Origin of the sequence: Arthrobacter woluwensis (assembly GCF_900105345.1) — a bacterium.
In the GTDB taxonomy this organism is placed as follows: Bacteria; Actinomycetota; Actinomycetes; order Actinomycetales; family Micrococcaceae; genus Arthrobacter_E; species Arthrobacter_E woluwensis.
The window spans coordinates 968,284-988,558 of record NZ_FNSN01000003.1; the positions used below are offsets into that span (position 1 = coordinate 968,284).

Below are 20,275 nucleotides of genomic sequence, written 5' to 3' on the forward strand. Positions count from 1 at the left end.
ACCAGTCGGAGTGCAGGATAGGCGGGGCAATGGCGAGTTGTCGCGCGGAGTGTTTTTGCTTCAATCTCGGCGTTCGTCGGCTTCATGTCCGCACCTTTTGAGGAGTTCAGAATGGGAAATCATGCCCTCCACAGACGGAGGAAGCCAGCAGGGAAGGCGCGTCAGATCGGCGCTTCCGTGTTGGCGACGGCCGTCGCGGCGACCAGCACCTTGGGTGCCTCGCTTGTCACTGCTCCGGCGGCTTTCGCCGCCGCCCAGAACGGCTACGTCTTCAATGACACCTGGACACTGGTGAGCCCCGGCTCCGCGGCCACGGGAAACACCTTGCCGGGACAGCGCAATGCCGCGACCTACTCGGCGACTTCGCAGCTGCCGATGCGGACCGGGAACATCGGCATCCGGATGGATGTCAAGGAGTCCGACGCCACCGTCAAGGGCACCAACTATCTCGATGCTGTCAACAACCAGGATTACTGGCAGGCGAACTCTGGGACTTTCCTCGGTTCACCGACGGTCGCCAACCTTCCTGCGATCGCTGTCGAAACCAACCCTTCCAACTGCGGCGCTTTCGACTCGACTCAGAAGACCGATTTCAACGGGGTCTGTGAGGACGCATCGCAAGTGACGATCACCTTCGACAAAACGGTGACGGATCCGATCCTGGACGTCAGTGGTCTCGGCGGATACCTCTGGGCGAGGGCCCGCGACAGCTCCAGTGATCCTTACTCCTACCGCGGCGGGTTCCTGCAGCAGCAATGGAACCTTGTGACTCAGGGCGTTTCTCTCCAGGCGCCGTCGGGCACGAACCCGTCCAATATGACGATCACGCCCACCAGCTTCAAAGCAGCCAGCCGCAATGCCAACGGCACCTGCTATTCGGAGACCCAGGATAACGCTGGAGCGACCAACGCCAGTCCGCGCACGGCCGCTGGCGCCTGTGGCTCGGTGCTGTTGCGTGGCACCTTCGACACGGTGACCTTCCGCATCGACCACGATGTTGCTCCGTTCACTGCGTTCTCCAACGCCGAGTACGGGACCGGCAGTGAATGGTTCCTCGCCAATCGCAAGGGCATGGATGGTGTCAACGGCCTCAACGCCACGTGGGGAGAATCCGCCAAGCTGCCGAACAACACCATTCAGGTTCAGAACGACCAGGCCCATTTCTCCGTGCGTTTGCCGCAGACGGGTGTCATCGGTGACCGTGTCTGGAATGATGCGAATGGCAATGGCATTCAGGATGACGGTGAGCCCGGAATTCAGGGTGTGACCGTCGAGTTGTTGGATGAGAACGGGCAGCCGGTGCTCGACTCGAACGGTAACCCGATCACGACGACCACGGATGCCAACGGGGCTTACCGCTTTGAGAATCTGCCGCTGGGTAAGTACAAGGTGCGGTTCAGCGGTGCTCCGGAGGGGATGTCCCCGACGACGCCTGGTGCCGGTGCGGACCGGGGCAAAGACTCGAATATCGATGCCTCTGGCCTCTCCGACGTCGTTGAGCTGAACACGGACGCGCCGGAGGCGGATCACGTCGACGCCGGCTATACGGCGGCGCCTGTGGCCAAGGACGATGAGTCGCTGAACAATGCTCAGGGCAGTGCGGTGTCCGTTCCGGTGCTGAGCAATGACACCGGAAATCTGGATCCGTCGACGGTGAAGATCAAGGACAAGGACGGTAATCCTGTCGATTCCCTGGTCGTCCCGGGCGAGGGCAAGTGGGCCGTGAACCCGGAGAATGGGGATATCACCTTCACCCCGGAGGACGGATTCACTGGCAACCCTACTGATATCGACTATGTCGTGAAGGACAAGAACGGCCAGCAGACCGGTGCGAAAGTCCACGTGACCTACAAGCCTGAAGCAAGCAACGACGAGTCGCTGAACAATAAGCAGGGAACTGTGGTCACGGTTCCCGTTCTCAAGAATGACAAGGGTGATCTGGATCCGTCGACGGTGAAGATCAAGGACAAGGACGGTAATCCTGTCGATTCCCTGGTCGTGCCCGGTGAGGGCACGTGGACGGTTGACCCGAAGACCGGGGACATCACGTTCACTCCGGAAGAAGGGTTCAAAGGCAACCCCACCGACATCAGCTACACCGTGAAGGACAAAGCCGGCAATGAGACCGGCGCAAACGTCCACGTGACGTACGTTCCCGAGCCGGTTGCCAAGGATGATGAGTCCTTGAACAATGCCCAGGGAAAAGCCGTCACGGTCCCGGTCTTGGGTAACGACGATGGCGACTTCGATCCGTCGACGGTGAAGATCAAGGACAAGGACGGTAATCCGGTCGATTCCCTGGTCGTCCCGGGGGAAGGTACGTGGACGGTTGACCCCAAGACCGGGGACGTCACGTTCACCCCGGAGCAGGGTTTCACGGGTAACCCCACCGACATCGTCTACACGGTCAAGGACAAGAACGGGAACGAGACGGGTGCCAACGTTCATGTGACGTACCTGCCGGAGGCGACGAATGATGAGTCGCTGAATAACAAGCAGGGCTCCCCCGTGAAGGTCCCGGTCCTGGGCAATGACAAGGGTGATCTGGATCCGTCGACGGTGAAGATCAAGGATCAGAACGGCAATCCGGTTGATTCCCTGGTCGTCCCGGGCGAGGGCCAGTGGACGGTTGACCCGAAGACCGGGGACATCACCTTCACCCCGGAGGCGGGTTTCACCGGTAACCCCACCGACATCGCCTACACGGTCAAGGACAAGAACGGGAACGAGACCGGAGCGAACGTTCATGTGACGTATCTGCCGGAGGCGACGAATGATGAGTCGCTGAACAACAAGCAGGGCTCCACGGTGACCGTCCCGACCCTGAAGAACGACAAGGGTGATCTGGATCCGTCGACGGTGAAGATCAAGGACAAGGACGGTAATCCCGTCGATTCCCTGGTCGTCCCGGGCGAGGGCAAATGGACGGTCGATCCCAAGACCGGGGACATCACCTTCACCCCGGAGGCGGGTTTCACCGGTAATCCGACGGATATCGACTATGTCGTGAAGGACAAGGCCGGCAACGAAACCGGCGCCAAGGTTCATGTGACCTATCTGCCTGAAGCCAGCAACGATGAGTCGCTGAACAACAAGCAGGGAACTGCCGTGACTGTCCCGACGCTGAAGAATGACAAGGGTGATCTGGATCCGTCGACGGTGAAGATCAAGGACAAGGACGGTAATCCTGTCGATTCCCTGGTCGTCCCGGGCGAGGGCAAGTGGACCGTGAACCCGGAGAACGGGGACATCACCTTCACCCCGGAGCAGGGTTTCACCGGTAACCCCACCGACATCGCCTACACGGTCAAGGACAAGAACGGGAACGAGACCGGAGCGAACGTTCATGTGACGTATCTGCCGGAGGCGACGAATGATGAGTCGCTGAACAACAAGCAGGGCTCCACGGTGACCGTCCCGACCCTGAAGAACGACAAGGGTGATCTGGACCCGTCGACGGTGAAGATCAAGGACAAGGACGGTAATCCCGTCGATTCCCTGGTCGTCCCGGGCGAGGGCCAGTGGACGATTGACCCGAAGACCGGGGACATCACCTTCACCCCCGAGAAGGGCTTCACGGGTAACCCGACGGATATCGAGTACACCGTCAAGGACAAGGCCGGCCAGCAGACGGGTGCGAAGGTCCACGTGACTTACGTGCCCGAGGCGGCCAACGACCAGTCACTGAACAATAAGCCCGGCACCACCGTGAAGGTCCCGGTCCTGGGCAATGACAAGGGTGATTTGGATCCGTCGACGGTGAAGATCAAGGACAAGGACGGTAATCCCGTTGATTCCCTGGTCGTCCCGGGCGAGGGCCAGTGGACGGTTGACCCGAAGACCGGGGACATCACCTTCACCCCCGAGAAGGGCTTCACGGGTAACCCGACGGATATCGAGTACACCGTCAAGGACAAGGCCGGCAACGAGACGGGTGCGAAGGTCCACGTGACCTACAAGCCTGAGGCCACCGATGACCAATCCCTGAACAATAAGCAGGGCTCCACGGTGACCGTCCCGGCGTTGAAGAATGACAAGGGTGATTTGGATCCGTCGACGGTGAAGATCAAGGACCCGTCCGGTAACGCTGTCACCGAGTTGGTCGTCCCGGGCGAGGGCCAGTGGACGGTTGACCCGAAGACCGGGGACATCACTTTCACCCCCGAGAAGGGCTTCACGGGTAATCCGACGGATATCGAATACACGGTCAAGGACAAGACAGGCAACGAAACCGGAGCCACGGTCCACGTGACCTACCTTCAGCCGGTGCCACCGACCGCGAGCAATGACGAGTCGCTGGGCAATAAGCCCGGAACCACCGTCACCATCCCGGTCCTGGGCAACGACAAGGGCAATCTCGACCCCTCCACCGTGAAGATCATTGATCCTTCCACTGGTAACCCGGTGGATGAGCTGGTCGTCCCCGGTGAGGGCAAGTGGACCGTGAACCCCAAGACCGGGGAGATCACCTTCACCCCCGAGAAGGGTTTCACGGGTGACCCGACACCGATCAAGTACCTCGTCAAGGATGTCGACGGCAAGGAGGTCCGGGCCACGGTCACCGTCACGTACCTGCCGTCCGCGGCCGTACCCCAGAACCCCGGAAACCCTGGGGAACCGGCGCCGAACCCAGGCGATGGACTGGCCAGCACCGGTGCGAGTGTCAACGTGGGCGTCATCGCAACCGGGGCGACCCTGCTCCTGGCCGGTGCCGCACTCCTGATCCTGCGCCGACGTCGCCAGCACTAAACGCAGCACCTCACACTGAGGGCCTCACTCCTATCGCCGGGGGTGAGGCCCTCAGTCCGTGTACAGCGGGGCATTCCCCACACCGATAGTGAGCCGGTCCTTGACCTCTGCCCGCACGATGGTCACGCGTGCCGAAACGTTTTCGCTGCTTCCGTCGTACGGTCAGGGCCGTCCTCACGGAACGAAGCGGTACCCCATGCCGGGCTCGGTCACGAGGTGCTCCGGATGGGCCGGGTCCTGCTCCAGTTTCCGCCGCAGCTGGGCGAGGTAGACGCGCAGATACTGGGTCTCCTCCGTGTACGCCGGGCCCCAGACGGAACGGAGCACGTGCTGCTGGGTGACGAGCTTTCCGGAATTCTCCACGAGGAGCTGGAGGACGGCCCATTCACGCGGCGTGAGGTGCACCCGTTCGCCGTCGCGGGTGACCGAAGAAGCCGCGAGGTCGATGCGCAGCGTCCCGGCCTCGACCACGCCGGGCGCGAAATCCTGCACCCGGCGCCGCTCCACCGCGCGCATCCGGGCCAGCAGCTCGTCGAGGCCGAAGGGTTTGGTGACGTAGTCGTCCGCACCGGCGTCGAGCGCTTCCACTTTGTCCGAGGAGCCGTGCCGTGCCGAGAGCACGATGATCGGGACCTCGGTCCAGCCGCGCAGGCCGTGGATCACCTCGGTGCCCTCCATGTCCGGCAGGCCGAGGTCCAGGACCACCACATGGGGCGGGTTGTCGGCGGCGGCACGCAAGGCGGAGGCGCCGTCCGCGGCCACCGCGACGTCGTACCCCTCCGCCCGCAGATTGATCTGGAGGGCGCGGAGCAGCTGCGGCTCGTCGTCCACCACGAGGACCTTCCTCATGCCTGCTCCTCCTGTCCTTCGCGTGATCCGAGAGCCGTGCCGTGCGAGTGCGGCCCCGCGTAGAGCGGGAGCCGGACCACCATCGTCAGGCCGCCGCCCGGCGTCGGCTCCGCGGTGAGCTCTCCGCCCATCGCCTCGATGAATCCTCGCGCCACCGCGAGGCCCAGCCCCAGCCCGCTCGCCTGCGTGTCCAGCTGGCGGAACGGCTGGAACATCTCGGCCAGGCGTTCCTGGGCCACACCGGAGCCATGGTCCACCACTCGAAGCTCGCTCGCGGGACGGCCGTCCAGCACCGGTCCGAGAAGACCACCGGGGGTCGCCACCAGGACCACACCCGAATCGGGCGCGTGCTTGACAGCATTCTCCACGAGGTTCGCCAGGGCCCGTTCCAGCAGACCCCGGTCTGCGTCGACGGGCGGGAGATTCGGGGCGAGTTCCACGCGCACCTCTCCTTCGGACACCCCGGACAAAGCCTCCGGGACCACCTCCAGCCAGGAGACCGGCTCGTGGAGCACCGTGACGGCGTCTCCGGAGATCCGGGACATGTCCAGGAGGTTGGCGATCAGGGACTCCAGCCGGTGGTTGCAGCTCTCGATGGTCTCCAGCATCTCCTCCTCTTCCTCCTCCGTCATCTTCCCGCGCTGGCGCCGCAGGGCCGTGGCGGCGAGACCGATCCCCGCGAGCGGCGTGCGGAGGTCGTGGGACGCGGCCTGCAACAGGGACGTCCGGATGCGGTTGCCCTCCGCGAGTTTGACGGTGTCGGCCAGGCTCAGGGCCAGCCGGTCCCGTTCCAGGAGCGCGAGGAGATGGGACTCGAAGGCCCGGAGCAGCCGCCGTTCGCCGCCCGAGAGGACGCGCCCGTTCCACGCGAGCAGCGCGGTCGGGGAGAGCTCCTCGGCGGTGCCGGCCTCCGCCGGGCTGCCGGGCGCGCCGGCGCCGCTGGAGGCGCTGAGCCGCCAGCCGGCGTCGTCACCCGCGGCCTGCGAGCCGTCCCGCTCGAACAGTGAGACCGACTCCAGCGAGAACTCCTGCCGCACCTGCCGGAGGAACTCCGCCGGGCTCTGGTCGCTCGCCAGCGACGACGACGCGAGCTCACTCAGCGTGACGGCCTCGGCCCGCGCCCGCCGGGCCTCCACGCTGCGCCGGGCGGACAGCCCCACCACCAGCGAGACGGCGATCGCGACCCCGAGGAACACGATCAGGGCGAAGAGATTCTGGGGATCGGAGATGGTGAACGTGTCCACCGGGGGCGTGACGAAGAAATTCAGCAGCAACGAGTCCAGGATCGCCGCCGGGACCGCCGGCTTGAGCCCGCCCACGAAGGCGACCGCGATGACCACGCACAGGTGGGCCAGCACATGGGTGGCCAGGTCGAGCCCTTGGAACGGGGAGAGCAGCAGCGTGATGAGCGGCGGCCCCACGACCGCCAGCACGAAGCCCAGCGTGGTCCGGAGCCGGCTGAGCGACGGGGCGGCGGACGGCAGGGCGGCCTGCCGGCCGGTGAAGGGGTGGGTCACGAGGTGGACGTCGATGTCCCCGGAACCGCGCACCACGGCGTTGCTCACGCCGGTGCCGAGCAGCTGGTGGAGCCGCCCGTGCCGGGACACCCCGATGACGATCTGCGTGGCATTCGCGCCCCGGGCGTAGTCGAGGAGGGACGCCGCGACGTCCTCCCCGGAGACGTGGACGAAGCGGCCGCCGAGGTCCTCCACGAGGCGCTGCTGCGCGCCCAGCCGGCCCGCGGAACCGTCGTCCAGGCCGTCGGCGCGGCGCACGTGCACGGCCAGGAGGTCGCCGTCGTTCACCCGGGAGAGGATGCGGGCGGCACGGCGCAGAAGGACCTCGCCCTCCGGCCCGCCGGTCAGGCCCACCACGATCCGTTCGCGCGCGGGCCAGGTGCCTTCGATGCCCTGGTGTTCGCGGTACCGGGCCAGACCTTCGTCAACCCGGTCGGCGAGCCAGATCAGGGCGATCTCCCTCAGAGCGGAGAGGTTGCCGAGCCGGAAGTAGTTGGCGAGGGCGGCGTCGATGTTCTCCGCGGGGTAGACGTCGCCTTGGCTCAGCCGCTGGCGGAGCAGCTCCGGCGCGATGTCCACGAGCTCGATCTGATCCGCGTGCCGCACGACCGCGTCCGGGATGGTCTCCTGCTGCCGCGTGCCGGTGATGGCCTGAACGACGTCGTGAAGCGAGGCGAGGTGCTGCACGTTGACGGTCGACAGCACGTCGATCCCCGCGGCCAGGAGTTCCTCCACGTCCTCCCAGCGCTTCGCGTTCCGGCAGCCGGGGGCGTTGCTGTGGGCGTATTCGTCCACGACGGCGACGGCCGGCGCGCGCTCCAGCACGGCGTCGAGGTCCATCTCCTCCAGCGCGGCGCCGCGGTGCGTGTGGCGGCGGAGCGGCACCGTCTCGAGTCCGTCGAGCAGCCGGGCCGTCTGGGGCCGGCCGTGATCGAGGGCGACGGCCACCACCACGTCCTCGCCGGAGGCCCGGAGCCGGTGGGCCTCCTCCAGCATGGCGTACGTCTTGCCGACGCCCGGGGCCGCCCCGAGGAACACCCGCAACCGGCCGCGTCTCATGCGCCGATCCTAACAGCGCCGATCCTGACAGAGGGGGTGCCCTTCGGCGGACGGCCTCCCGGGCGTTCCACTAGTGGTTTCCGGTCTGAGGCGGCGCCGTCTGCAGGCGCTTCCCCAGCGCCAGGTTCAGCGTCGTGGTGTTGACCGACTCCTGGCCCAGGAGAGATTCGACCCCGGTGGTGGTGGACTGCTGGATGAGAGCCTGGACGTCGCCCAGGGACAGCCCCGTGGCACGGGCCACGCGCGGCGCCTGCAGCGCCGCGTAGGCGGGGGAGATGTCCGGGTCCAGGCCGGAGGCGGAGGACGTCACGGCATCCTCCGGAACCGCCGATCGGGCCACCCCTTCCCGATTCGCGACGGCGGTGCGCGCCGTGTCCTTCGCCTCCTTCAGGGCGGCTGCCGTGGGGGCGAGGTTGGTCGCCGAGGACGTCTTCGGGTCCCAGTTCACTGCGGAGGGCCGCGGGAAGAAGAACCGGCGGTCCGTCTCCGGCACGGGCTGGGCGAGGAGCGAGGAGGCGGCGGGCGAGCCGTTCACGCTCTGCGCGGAGCCGTTCGCCTGCGCCGGGGCGATCGCCTGACCGAGTCCGAAGACCGCCAGGGGATACAGTCCGCCCAGGATGACGGTGAGCAGGGCCAGCAGGACGAAGGCCACACGGAATTGTCGCAATGTCGCGGTCATGAGGTGCTCCTACGCGAGTCCGGGCAGCAGAGCCACCACGAGGTCGATGAGTTTGATGCCGACGAACGGCGCGATCAGGCCGCCGACGCCGAACACCAGCAGATTGCGCCGCAGCGCGTTCTGGGCGCTCACGGCGCGGTACTTCACGCCCTTGAGCGCGAGCGGCACCAGGGCGACGATCACCAGGGCGTTGAAGATCACGGCGGAGAGGATCGCGCTCTGCGGCGAGTGCAGACCCATGATGTTCAGCAGGCCGAGGCCCGGGTACGCCACGGTGAAGAGGGCCGGGATGATCGCGAAGTACTTCGCGACGTCGTTCGCCACGGAGAAGGTGGTGAGCGAACCGCGCGTGATGAGCAGCTGCTTGCCGATCGCCACGATGTCCAGGAGCTTGGTGGGATCCGAGTCCAGATCCACCATGTTCGCCGCCTCCTTGGCGGCCTGCGTCCCGGAGTTCATGGCGACCCCCACGTCCGCGGCGGCGAGTGCCGGGGCGTCGTTGGTGCCGTCGCCGGTCATGGCCACGAGCCGTCCGGCGGCCTGTTCCGCGTGGATCCGGGCCAGTTTGTCCTCCGGGGTGGCCTCGGCGAGGTAGTCGTCCACCCCGGCCTGCTCGGCGATCGCCGCCGCGGTCAGGGGGTTGTCGCCGGTGATCATGACGGTGCGGATGCCCATGGTGCGCAGTGTGGAGAACCGCTCGGCGATGCCGGGCTTCACCACGTCGGCCAGTTCCACGGTGCCCAGCACCTCCACGCCGCCCCGGGCGTCCTGCCGGGCCACCACGAGCGGGGTGCTGCCGCGCCGGGAGAGTTCCTCCACGGTGGCGGACACCGCGCCGGGAAGCGCGCTGCCGCCGTCTTCGGCCCAGCGCCCGACGGCGGCCGCCGCCCCCTTGCGCACCTTCACTCCGCGGTGATCCAGGCCGCTCATCCGCGTCGCCGCGGTGAACTCCACGGTCTCGGCCGCGTCCGGACCGCTGAACAGGTCCTCCAGCGTCGGCCGGCCCTGTGCCGGGGCGGTTCCGAGGCTCTCGGCCAGCTCCACGATGGACCGGCCCTCAGGGGTCTCGTCGGCGAGCGAGGAGAGCCGTGCAGCCTCGATCAGTTCCTCCCGCGCCACTCCCGGGGCGGGGACGAACTCGACGGCCCGGCGGTTGCCGTAGGTGATGGTGCCCGTCTTGTCCATCATGAGGGTGGTGATGTCCCCGGCCGTCTCCACGGCCCGTCCGCTCGTGGCCAGGACGTTGTGCTGCACCAGGCGGTCCATGCCGGCGATGCCGATGGCCGGCACCAGGGCGCCGATCGTGGTCGGGATGAGGCAGACCAGGAGGGCCACGAGAACGATGGGGCTCGGCACCGCCCCTGCGAGCTGGGAGAACGGGACCAGGGTCACCGTCACCACGAGGAACGTGATGGTCAGGGCCACGAGCAGGACGTGCAGGGCGATCTCGTTGGGGGTGCGCTTGCGCTCGGCGCCTTCCACGAGGGAGATCATGCGGTCCAGGAAGGTCGCTCCCGGCTCGGCGCTGATGCGGACCACGATCCGGTCGGAGAGTACCGTGGTGCCGCCCGTCACGGCGGAGCGGTCGCCGCCGGACTCGCGGACCACGGGGGCGGACTCACCCGTGATGGCCGATTCGTCCACCATCGCGAGGCCCTCCACGATCTCGCCGTCCGAGGGGATGACGTCCCCGGCCTCGCACACCACCAGGTCGCCCCGGTGGAGTTCGGACGCCGCGACGGTCTCCTCGCCGGCTCCGTGGAGCTTGCGGGCCTTCAGACCTTCACGGCTGGCGCGCAGGCTGTCCGCCTGGGCCTTGCCGCGGCCCTCGGCGAGCGCCTCCGAGTAGTTGCCGAAGAGGACGGTGAGGGCCAGCCACACGGTCACGGCCAGGCTGAACCCGGCCTCCGGCGAGCCCGAGGCGAACTGTCCCACGCAGACCAGGAGGGAGACCGCCGTGCCCACCAGGACGGTGAACATGACCGGGGAGTGCGCCATGGCCCGGGGCGAGAACTTCTTCAGGGCCAGGGGCACCGCGCCCAGCAGGGTCTTGCGGTCCCAGCTGCTGCGGCGCTTGTAGCTGTGGCCGGAGAGCTCCTCCTCGCGGGGTGCGGGAGCGGCTGCGGGGCGGGTGGTGGTGTCGTCGAATGCGGTCTTCATGACAGGGTGCCTTCTGCGAGCGGGCCCAGCGCGAGGGCTGGGAGGTAGTTGAGGGCGGTCAGGAGGACCGCGACGGTGGTGAGCATGACGGCGAACAGGCCGCCGTGGGTCGGAAGCGTGCCGGCCGACGCCGGAACGCGGGGCTGGGTGACGAACGCGCCTGCCAGCGCGAGCACCAGCACGATGCCCACGAAGCGCCCGAGCCACATGGCGATGCCGAGCATGGTCGACAGGGCCGGGCCCGAACTCGTGATGCCGCCGAACGCCGAGCCGTTGTTGTTGGCGCCGGAGGTGAAGGCGTACAGGACCTCGCTGAACTGGTGCGGTCCCTGGGCCGGGGCCTGGGAGAGGATCCCCGGGACGAGCACGGCGATGCCGGACAGGACCAGGACCAGGACGGGCACCACCAGGAGGTACAGCGCGGCGAGCGTCATGTGCCGGGCCTGGACCTTCTTGCCCAGGTACTCGGGTGTCCGTCCGACCATGAGCCCGGCCAGGAACACCGTGACCACGGCGATCACCAGCATGCCGTACAGGCCGGACCCCACCCCGCCCGGAGCCACTTCGCCCAGCATCATGTTGACCATGGCCAGACCACCGGCCAGGGGTGGCAGGGAGTCGTGCGCCGCGTTCACGGCGCCCGTGGACGTCAGCGTGGTGGCGGAAGCGAACACACCGCTCGCCGCCGGGCCGAAGCGCTGCTCCAGACCCTCGCCGGCACCCGGGAAAGCGGCCAGCGCCCAGGCCATCGCCGTCGTCGTGAGGGCCCAGAGGCCGCCCATCACGCCGAGCACCGTGTAGCCCTGACGGGCGTCGCCGGCCATGCGCCCGAAGACGTACGGCAGCGCCGAGGGGATCAGGAGGATGAGGAACACCTCGAAGAGGGAGGTGAAGGAGTTCGGGTTCTCGAAGGGGTGGGCGGAGTTGGCGTTGAAGTAGCCGCCGCCGTTGGTGCCGAGGAGCTTGATGGCCTCCTGGCTTGCGACGGGACCGCCCGGGAGTGTCTGAGACGCCCCGGTGAAGGGGTTGGCCACGGTGCCGCTCCAGAAGTTCTGGACCACGCCGGCCACCACGAGCACGAGCGCGCCGACCACGGCCAGGGGAAGCAGGACCCGGAGCGTGATCCGGACCAGGTCGGCCCAGAAGTTGCCCAGGTGGCTGGTGCCGAAGCGGGTGAGGCCGCGCATGAGGGCCACGGCGACACAGATGCCGACCGCCGCGGAGAGGAAGTTCTGCACGGCCAGCAGAGCCATCTGGGCTCCGAAGCCGAGTGTCGTCTCCGGGACGTACACCTGCCAGTTCGTGTTGGTGACGAAGGAGATGGCGGTGTTCATGGACGTCCACGGATCCACCGCGCCCGGTCCGCCAGGGGTGTAGAGCCCCTGGAGCCGCAGCAGCAGGTAGATGACCAGGACGGAGACGATCGAGAACGCGAGCACGCTGCGGGTGTACCCGAGCCAGCCCTGTTCGCGGGTCGAGGACACCCCGGACAGACGGAAGAGGACCCGCTCCACGCGGGAGTCCTTACGGCCCTCCAGCGCGGCATGCAGGTAGAGACCCAGGGGCTTGTGCAGCACCCCCAGGAGCAGCAGCAGAACGGCGATCTGCGTGAGGAAGGACAGCCAGGAGTACTGCATCACTGCCCCTTGTCGGAAGACTTGTCGGAAGAGATGAGGGAGACCACCAGGTAGACCAGCAGCGCTGCCGCCACCAGCCCCAGGAGGACCCAGACCAGGACGTCGACGGTCATTTCCGTCCCACCACCTTGTCGATCGCACTGGCCAGCCAGACCATGGCGCCGGACAGGAGCACGAAGACCCCCACCGCGATCACGTCGTCCATCTCACGTTCCTTTCGCCGCCCGGTGCGGGCGGACCATTCGCACTGGGCGCGGTTCACGCCGCACCCCGGACCGCGCCGCGGCCCACACCCTCAGTGAAGTCCTCTGAGGGGCCGTTGACGCCGCCTTTTACGCATCCTTGATGCGCCGGGAGCGAACCTTTGCACTTCCTTTACGCGGGCCGTGCGCGGGGCGTCGGCAAGCGGTGACGGCCAGGCGCGGGCCCGCCGGGAGCCGCTCACTACACTGGTCTCGTGACTGAGCTCTCCGCCCTCGCCTCCGCCCGGATCGTCGTCGCTGAACTGCTCGACGGCGGTGTGCGGCACGTGGCCGTCTCCCCGGGCTCGCGGTCGGCGCCCCTCGCGTACGCGCTCGCGGAAGCGGAAGCCGAGGGACGCATCACCCTGCATGTGCGGATCGACGAGCGTGCGGCGGCCTTCACCGCGCTGGGCGTGATCCTGGGCAGCGGGGCCCCGGCCGCCGTCGTCGTGACGTCCGGGACGGCTGTGGGCAACCTTCTGCCGGCCGTCATGGAGGCCGACCATGTCGCGGCGCCGCTCGTGGTGCTCTCCGCCGACCGGCCCCTGGAACTGCGCGGCACCGGCGCCAGCCAGACCACGGAGCAGATGGACCTGTTCGGGGAGCATGCGCGGTTCGCCGTGGACGTGCCCGCCGGGGATGATCCGCAGCGCGGTGTCCGGACCGCCCTGAGTGCCGCGACCGGCGCCTTCGAGGAGCTGCCGCCCGGCCCGGTCCAGGTGAATCTCGCGTTCCGCGACCCGCTCCTGCCCGGCGCGGACGCAGAGTTTCCGGCTGCCTCCGACCGTCGGCCGTTCCACTTCGCCCCGGACCCTGCGCCGATCCACTACGACGCCCCGGACGGCCTCGCCGAACACCGCACCCTGGTGCTGGCCGGGCACGACGCCGGGCCGATCGCCGAGGCGTTCGCCCGCGCCCACGGGCTGCCGCTGGCCGCCGAGCCGAGTTCCAACGCGCGCTTCGGTCCGAACGCCGTGGGGCCGTACCGGCTCCTGCTGGACCGCTTCGGCCCGGAGTCTGCGGAGCCGCTGGAACGGGTGGTGGTGTTCGGGCGTCCGACGCTGTCCCGTCCCGTCACCGCGCTTCTTGCCCGCCAGGACATCCCGCTGGCGCTCTACGAACCGGTCCCCGTGGCCTGGTACCAGCCGGGACGCCGCCTCGAACGCCCGGTCGCGACGCTGCGGGAGCTCTCCGAGTTCGCCGGGCGCGCGCCGGAGGGCTGGCTCGACACGTGGCTGCTGGCGGGGGAGAAGGCCCAGCACGGCATCGAGCAGGTGCTCGCCCGGGAACCCGGACTCACCGGGCCTGACGTCGCCGCGGCGGTGTGGGCGGCCGCCCGGGGGCAGCTCGTGCTCGGCTCGTCCAACGGCATCCGGGACGCCGACCTGGCCGCCGCTCCCACGCGGGAACCCCTGGCGACCGTCCATGCCAACCGCGGCCTCGCCGGGATCGACGGCATGACCTCGACGGCGGTCGGCGTGGCCCTGGGGTCTGGCCGCGAGACCACGCTGCTCTGCGGTGACGTGACCTTCCTGCACGACGCCGGCGGCCTCTTCCTCGGTGCAGGGGAGGAAGAGCCGGATCTGCGCGTGGTGGTCCTCAACGACCAGGGCGGCGCGATCTTCAGCACCCTCGAGCACGGTGGGCTGCGCGGGGGCTACGAGCCCGCCGTCGAACGCCTTTTCGGCACCCCGCACACCGTCCGCCTCGACGCGCTGGCCGCCGCCTACGGCGTGCCGCACCGCGCCGTGACGACGACGGCGGAACTCGACGCGGCTCTGGCCGAACCGGTGCGGGGCCGCAGCGTGCTGGAGGTCCGGTGCTCACGCGACGGCCTCCGCGACCTCCACGCCCGCATCCGCGCAGCACTCTGACCCCGTTCCTCCCATCGACTGCTCCGTAGATGTCGTTTAGACCATCCAAAACGACGTCTACGGAGCAGTCGATGAGTGGGCCAAGGTGGCTCCGTTTAAACGCCGATCGGCTGCTCCATACGATGCCGGAATCCGCGGAAAACCGGGGAAAACGACATCCTATGGAGCAGTCGATCAGAGGGGAGAGGCGCGTCAGAGCACGCGGCTCAGGAACTCCTTGGTGCGTTCGTGCTGCGGAGCGGCGATGATCGCCCGGGGATCGCCGGACTCCACGACCACGCCGCCGTCCATGAACGTCAGGGTGTCGCCGACCTCGCGGGCGAAACCGATTTCGTGGGTCACCACGATCATGGTCATGCCGGACTTCGCGAGGTCCTTCATCACGTTCAGCACGTCACCCACGAGCTCCGGGTCCAGGGCCGAGGTGGGCTCGTCGAAGAGCATGACCTCGGGTTCCATGGCCAGTGCCCGGGCGATCGCCACGCGCTGCTGCTGGCCGCCGGAGAGCTGCGACGGGTAGTGGTTGATGCGCGATCCCAGGCCCACCATCTCCAGCAGCTCGGCGGCGCGCTTCTTGGCCACCGCCTTGCTCTGACCCTTGACCTGCATGGGCGCCTCGATGACGTTCTCCAGCGCGGTCATATGCGGGAAGAGGTTGAACTTCTGGAACACCATGCCGATGTTCTGGCGCTGGGCTGCGATCTCCTTGTCCTTGAGATCGTGCAGGCGACCGTTCACCTCGCGGTAGCCGATCAGCTGGTCGCCCACGTGGATGCGGCCGGCGCTGATGGTCTCCATCAGGTTCACGCAGCGGAGCATGGTCGACTTTCCGGAGCCGGAGGGCCCGATGACGACCGCCACCTCGCCCTTCTTCACCGTCATGTCGATGCCCTTGAGGACGTGGTGGTGCCCGTAGTACTTGTGCAGACCCTCGATGCGGACGAGGGGCTTGTTCTCTTCAGTATTCGTTTCAGCCATATTCCTGAGCCTCACTGTCCGGACATTCGCGGGGCGCCCTCGGCCAGCATCTGGGCCTTGAGCGCGTCCGGATTGATCACCTGGGGCACACCGCCGTCGACGCCTCGGCCGTAGTACTTCTCGAGGTAGTGCTGACCCACCATGAGGATGCTGGTGATGAGCAGGTACCAGATCGCCGCGACGATGAGCAGCGGAACGGGGAGGTAGAGGCGGTTCGCCAGGGCGTTCGTGACGAATGTCAGGTCGAGGGTGAACGGCACGGCGAGGACCAGGGAGGTGGTCTTCAGCATGCCGATGGTCTCGTTGCCGGTCGGCGGCACGATGATCCGCATGGCCTGCGGCAGGACGATGCGCCACATGATCTTGCCGTTGGACATGCCGAGCGCCTGCGCGGCCTCCATCTGGCCCTTGTCGACGGACTTCAGGCCGGCACGGAAGATCTCCGCCAGGTATGCCGATTCATTCAGGCCCAGGCCGAGGATGGCCGCCACGGTCGCCGTGATCACCGTCGAGGTGTCGATGCTGAACCACTGGGGTCCGTAAGGGATCCCCGCGCTGATCTTCGGGTAGAGCACTGCGAACAGGCCCCAGAAGATCAACTGGGTGTACACCGGGGTGCCGCGGAAGAACCACACCCAGAACCATGAGGACCAGCGGAGCACCGGATTGTCGGATTGCCGCATGATCGCCAGGATGATGGCGAGGACGATCGCGATGGCCATGGACGCCACCGTCAGCAGCAGCGTCCAGCCCACACCCTGCACGACCTTGACGTCGAGGATGTACTTGCCGACCACGTCCCAGTGGAATTCCTTGTTGGTGAAGATGTTCACCAGGACCGCGACGACCACGCCGATGATGATGACCGCACTGACGATGCGTCCCGGGTGCCGCACCGGCACTGAGTGATTCAGCACTGGTGCGTCGTCTTTGTGACTCATGATCTACCTGAGCTTCTGGGGAGAGAACGGATCAGGACGCGGCCGGAGCCGGGTTCAGCTCGGACTTGGTGATCGCACCTTCGGAGTTGCCCCAGGCGTCGAGGATCTTCTTGTAGGAGCCGTCCGCGATGAGGCTGTTCAGGGTGTCCTGGACCAGGGTCGCCAGGGCGGTGTCCGCCTTGGCCACGGTCACGCCCTGGGGAGCGGCGTCGTAGATGTCACCGATCTTCTCGAGCTGGCCGTTGGTCTGGGTCAGCGCGTAGCCGATGATGGGGGAGTCGGCGGCCATCGCGTCGATGGAACCGTTCACCAGGCGGGTGGTGACGTCGGTCTGGTTCTTCAGGGTCACAATGTCGATCGGCTTCTTGCCGGCGTCGACGCACTTCTTGTTGCGGTCCTTCAGATCCGGGTCCTCCTGGACGGTGCCGGTCTGGACGCCGATGGACTTGCCGCAGACGTCATCCAGGCTGAAGCCCTTGGGGTTGCCCTTCTTGACGGCCCAGGTGGTGCCGGCCTTGAAGTAGCTGACCATGTTGACGGCCTGGAGGCGCTCCTTGTTGATGGTGAAGGAGGAGATGCCCAGGTCGTACTTGGGGCCGAGCGCGGGGAGGATGCCGGTGAACTCGGCGGTCTGGACCTGGACCTTCAGGCCCAGCTTGGCGCCGATGGCCTTCGCGATGTCGACGTCGTAGCCGATCGGGGTCTGGCCGTCCGCGTCGAGGAACTCCGCCGGTGCGTAGCTGGTGTCGGAGCCGACCACCAGGGTGCCCTTGGTCTTGATGGCGGCCGGGACCTTGGCGGCGAGGGCGTCATCCTTCTGGACGGTGCTGGGATCGAACGTCGCAGTGCTGGAGGAGCCGGAAGACGGCTTGGAACCGTTGTCTGCCGTCTCGGAGGCATTGGTGCAGGCGGAGAGAGCCAGCGCGCCGATGGCCAGTACGGCTGCCGTCTTGACCTTGGTGCTACCGAAGAGGGAGCGGTTGAACATCATGATTTTTACCCTTTGTTGCGCTGGGACCTGGAGTTGAGTCCGCTTAAGTGTAGTCACGCATTGAGAGGTGCGTCACAGTCAACTTGCATTGACTATTGGACAACGCCTCGCCGCGAAGCACAAGCCTTGAATGTTGCCTGACGGTAAATTCTTCAGCTCCGCCTCGCCGTGTGACTCCCATCACTAAAGCGCAGATCGGAGGCCGGCGGGGAATCCGACTCGCCATTGTGTCCGGTATTCCGGACGCGAAAGACATGCTTCGGAAAACGACGACGACGGCGCGCCGTCCTGCGGCACAGGGCCGGTCACGCCGAAGGAAGTGAGCTCGCGGGTGGCAGGGCTCGAAGTTGGGCCTCGCCCGGCCTCACGCCTCAGGATGCGACGTTGAGGGCTTCCAGCATCGGGCGGAACTTCGCCCAAGTCTCCGCGAGCTCGGACTCGGGGATCGACCCCTCCACGACGCCGCAGCCGGCGAACAGTCGGGCCGTCGACCCGTCCAGGAGTCCGCCGCGCAGTCCGATGCCCCACTCGCCGTTCCCGGCGGCGTCGAGCCAGCCCACCGGTCCGGCGTAAGGGCCGCGGTCCAGATGCTCCAGTTCGCGGATGATCGCGCCCGCGGGCAGGGTGGGCGTTCCGCACACGGCGGCGGTCGGGTGAAGGGCGTTGACCAGGGCCAGGGAGGACGGGATGTGCCCCTCGGCGTCCAGGAGCTCGGCCTTCACATCGGAGGCGAGGTGCCACACATTGGGCAGTTCCAGGATGAACGGTTCCTCATGGGCGTCGGTGGCTTCGGAGAACGGTTCGAGCGCGTTGACCAGGGAATCGATGGCGATCTGGTGTTCGTGGCGCTGTTTCACCGAACCGGCGAGCACGCGTTCGGCGTAGGCGGTCTCGTCCTCCTCCGCCGTGCGTTCCACGGCGTCCCGGCGGTCCAGGGTGCCGGCGAGGACGCGGGCCTGGGCGGTGCGGCCCACCACCTGGATGAGCATCTCCGGGGTCGCCCCGACGAAGCCGTCCACGCGGTAGGTCCAGCATTCGCGGTACTGCCGGGCCAGCCGGGCCAGGACGTTCTCGGGGACCACGGCGGAGGGCAGGTCCACCTCGACGTCGCGGGCCAGGACGATCTTCTCGACGGCGCCCGAGCGGATGCGCTCCACCCCTTCGTCGACGGCGGCCATCCACTCCGCCTCGCTCAGCGAGCCCGGGCGGATGGGGGCGTTCAGCGCCGGGCGCCGCGCGGCGGCGTCGTCCGAGGACTGCGGGCGGGGGAGCAGACGCTCCACGGCGTCGCGGACATCGTCCTCCGACGGTGCGGAGTCCGCGAAGGTCGACAGCGTCGCCCAGCGCAGGCCGTTCCGCTGGCCGATGACGAGTTCGGGCACCACGAGGCGTGAGGCGTAGCCGGACGTCTTGGAGAATGCGAAGGAGCCGAAGGCGGCGGGGCCGGTGCCGGGAAGGCCGAGGGGGTCGATGACCTGCGCCGTCAGCGACAAGGCGCGCCACCACTGCTCGGCGAGCATGAAACGTTCCGGGCCGGAGACCTCGAAGCGGGTCACTTCGCCGAAGCCGAGGAGGCCCGAACCGCGGCGGATCCAGCTCAGTGCGACGGCGGGGGCATGAGGGTCGGCGAGGAAAGCCGCCAGACCGTCCTCGGAGGCGTCCTCGCCCAGAGGTACGGTGGTGCTCTTCAGCGTGCTGCTCATGATGGAACAAGGGTACTCCCGAACTGCGCCTCGTCCTGTTCAGGGCCGGTTCCGTCCGCCCTCTCCGAACCGTCGTCAGGAGAGCATGGTCACAAGGAATCCGTGGTCGTCGCGAATGTTTGCGACAATGAGATGGTGAGCAGCACACCGATCCGAGCCTCGCTCGACAAGCGTCCCGAAGAAGTAGCCACCATGTTCGACGATGTTGCGCCGAAGTACGACGTGGTCAACGATGTCCTGTCCCTCGGGCAGACGCGGCGGTGGCGCAAAATCGTCTTCGACGCGGTCGGCGCGGTTCCGGGGCAGCGCGTCCTCGATCTGGCGGCCGGCACCGGCACCTCCAGCGAGCCCTACGCGGACGCCGGGATCGACGTCGTGGCCTGCGATTTCTCCCTCGGCATGCTCAAGGTCGGCAAGCGCCGCCGCCCGGACATCGACTTCGTGGCCGGCGACGCCATGAACCTCCCGTTCGAGGATGACAGCTTCGACGCCTGCACCATCTCCTTCGGCCTGCGCAACGTGAACGAACCGCGCAAGGCCCTCGCCGAGATGCTCCGCGTCACCCGCCCCGGCGGCCGGATCGTCGTGGCGGAGTTCTCCCACCCGACCGTCCCCGTGTGGCGCACCATGTACACCGAGTACCTCATGCGTGCGCTCCCCGCGATCGCCCGCAAGGTCTCCTCCAACCCGGACGCCTACGTCTACCTCGCCGAGTCGATCCGCGCCTGGCCGAACCAGGACGAACTCGCCCACTGGCTCCAGGACGCCGGCTGGGAGGACGTCGCCTACCGCAATCTGAACGGCGGCATCGTCGCCGTGCACCGCGGCGTCAAGCCACTGACCGACGACGCCGCAGCCTCCACCGCACGCCCGGCGCCCGCCGCGCGCTAGAGGGA

13 protein-coding genes are annotated in these 20,275 nt (G+C 67.5%); 3 read left to right on the forward strand and 10 right to left on the reverse strand.

Annotated elements, in window-relative coordinates; genetic code table 11:
* Positions 1–111: 111 nt before the first annotated feature.
* Positions 112–4,749, forward strand: a complete 4,638-nt coding sequence (locus BLV63_RS05080) for an Ig-like domain-containing protein (RefSeq protein WP_175533605.1) — start codon at positions 112–114, stop codon at positions 4,747–4,749.
* 174 nt (positions 4,750–4,923) lie between these two features.
* Here BLV63_RS05080 and BLV63_RS05085 read toward each other — a convergent pair whose 3' ends face one another.
* The 6 genes from BLV63_RS05085 to BLV63_RS18305 form a co-directional block, all read right to left on the reverse strand.
* Positions 4,924–5,598 carry a response regulator gene (locus BLV63_RS05085; protein WP_066211851.1) on the reverse strand — a complete coding sequence of 225 codons (675 nt, stop codon included), beginning with the start codon at positions 5,596–5,598 and terminating at the stop codon, positions 4,924–4,926.
* Entirely contained in the window at positions 5,595–8,174 is a 2,580-nt protein-coding gene (locus tag BLV63_RS05090) for a DUF4118 domain-containing protein (protein ID WP_066211849.1), read from the reverse strand. Before BLV63_RS05090 ends, BLV63_RS05085 begins: the two co-directional genes overlap by 4 nt.
* A 70-nt stretch (positions 8,175–8,244) precedes the next feature.
* The gene (locus BLV63_RS05095; RefSeq protein ID WP_066211847.1) at positions 8,245–8,853 is read right to left on the reverse strand and encodes a potassium-transporting ATPase subunit C; all 609 of its coding nucleotides are present in this window, start codon (positions 8,851–8,853) and stop codon (positions 8,245–8,247) included.
* A 9-nt stretch (positions 8,854–8,862) separates the two neighbouring features.
* Positions 8,863–11,013, reverse strand: coding sequence for a potassium-transporting ATPase subunit KdpB (gene kdpB / locus BLV63_RS05100; protein ID WP_066211845.1), 2,151 nt, complete (start codon positions 11,011–11,013; stop codon positions 8,863–8,865).
* Complete coding sequence (kdpA, locus tag BLV63_RS05105) at positions 11,010–12,650, reverse strand: potassium-transporting ATPase subunit KdpA (protein WP_066211843.1); 1,641 nt, start codon at positions 12,648–12,650, stop codon at positions 11,010–11,012. The genes kdpB and kdpA overlap by 4 nt, the downstream gene beginning before the upstream one ends.
* Positions 12,650–12,763, reverse strand: coding sequence for a potassium-transporting ATPase subunit F (locus tag BLV63_RS18305; protein ID WP_139244649.1), 114 nt, complete (start codon positions 12,761–12,763; stop codon positions 12,650–12,652). The genes kdpA and BLV63_RS18305 overlap by 1 nt, the downstream gene beginning before the upstream one ends.
* A 344-nt stretch (positions 12,764–13,107) precedes the next feature.
* On the opposite strand from BLV63_RS18305, the gene menD reads away from it, so the two are divergent.
* Positions 13,108–14,766 (forward strand): 2-succinyl-5-enolpyruvyl-6-hydroxy-3-cyclohexene-1-carboxylic-acid synthase, encoded by a 1,659-nt coding sequence (gene menD / locus BLV63_RS05110; protein WP_066211841.1) that lies wholly within the window; start codon positions 13,108–13,110, stop codon positions 14,764–14,766.
* Positions 14,767–14,958: 192 nt separating this feature from the next.
* Here the strand turns inward: menD and BLV63_RS05115 are convergent, their stop codons facing one another.
* The 4 genes from BLV63_RS05115 to BLV63_RS05130 form a co-directional block, all read right to left on the reverse strand.
* Positions 14,959–15,744 (reverse strand): amino acid ABC transporter ATP-binding protein, encoded by a 786-nt coding sequence (locus tag BLV63_RS05115; protein WP_066211839.1) that lies wholly within the window; start codon positions 15,742–15,744, stop codon positions 14,959–14,961.
* Positions 15,745–15,755: 11 nt separating this feature from the next.
* The gene (locus BLV63_RS05120) at positions 15,756–16,685 is read right to left on the reverse strand and encodes an amino acid ABC transporter permease (RefSeq protein WP_066211837.1); all 930 of its coding nucleotides are present in this window, start codon (positions 16,683–16,685) and stop codon (positions 15,756–15,758) included.
* A gap of 31 nt (positions 16,686–16,716) precedes the next feature.
* Positions 16,717–17,676, reverse strand: coding sequence for an ABC transporter substrate-binding protein (locus BLV63_RS05125; RefSeq protein ID WP_066211835.1), 960 nt, complete (start codon positions 17,674–17,676; stop codon positions 16,717–16,719).
* 371 nt (positions 17,677–18,047) lie between these two features.
* Complete coding sequence (locus BLV63_RS05130) at positions 18,048–19,379, reverse strand: isochorismate synthase (protein WP_066211832.1); 1,332 nt, start codon at positions 19,377–19,379, stop codon at positions 18,048–18,050.
* Between the two features lie 132 nt (positions 19,380–19,511).
* Between BLV63_RS05130 and BLV63_RS05135 the strand changes: the two genes are divergently transcribed.
* Positions 19,512–20,270, forward strand: a complete 759-nt coding sequence (locus tag BLV63_RS05135) for a demethylmenaquinone methyltransferase (protein WP_074784048.1) — start codon at positions 19,512–19,514, stop codon at positions 20,268–20,270.
* Positions 20,271–20,275 lie beyond the last annotated feature (5 nt).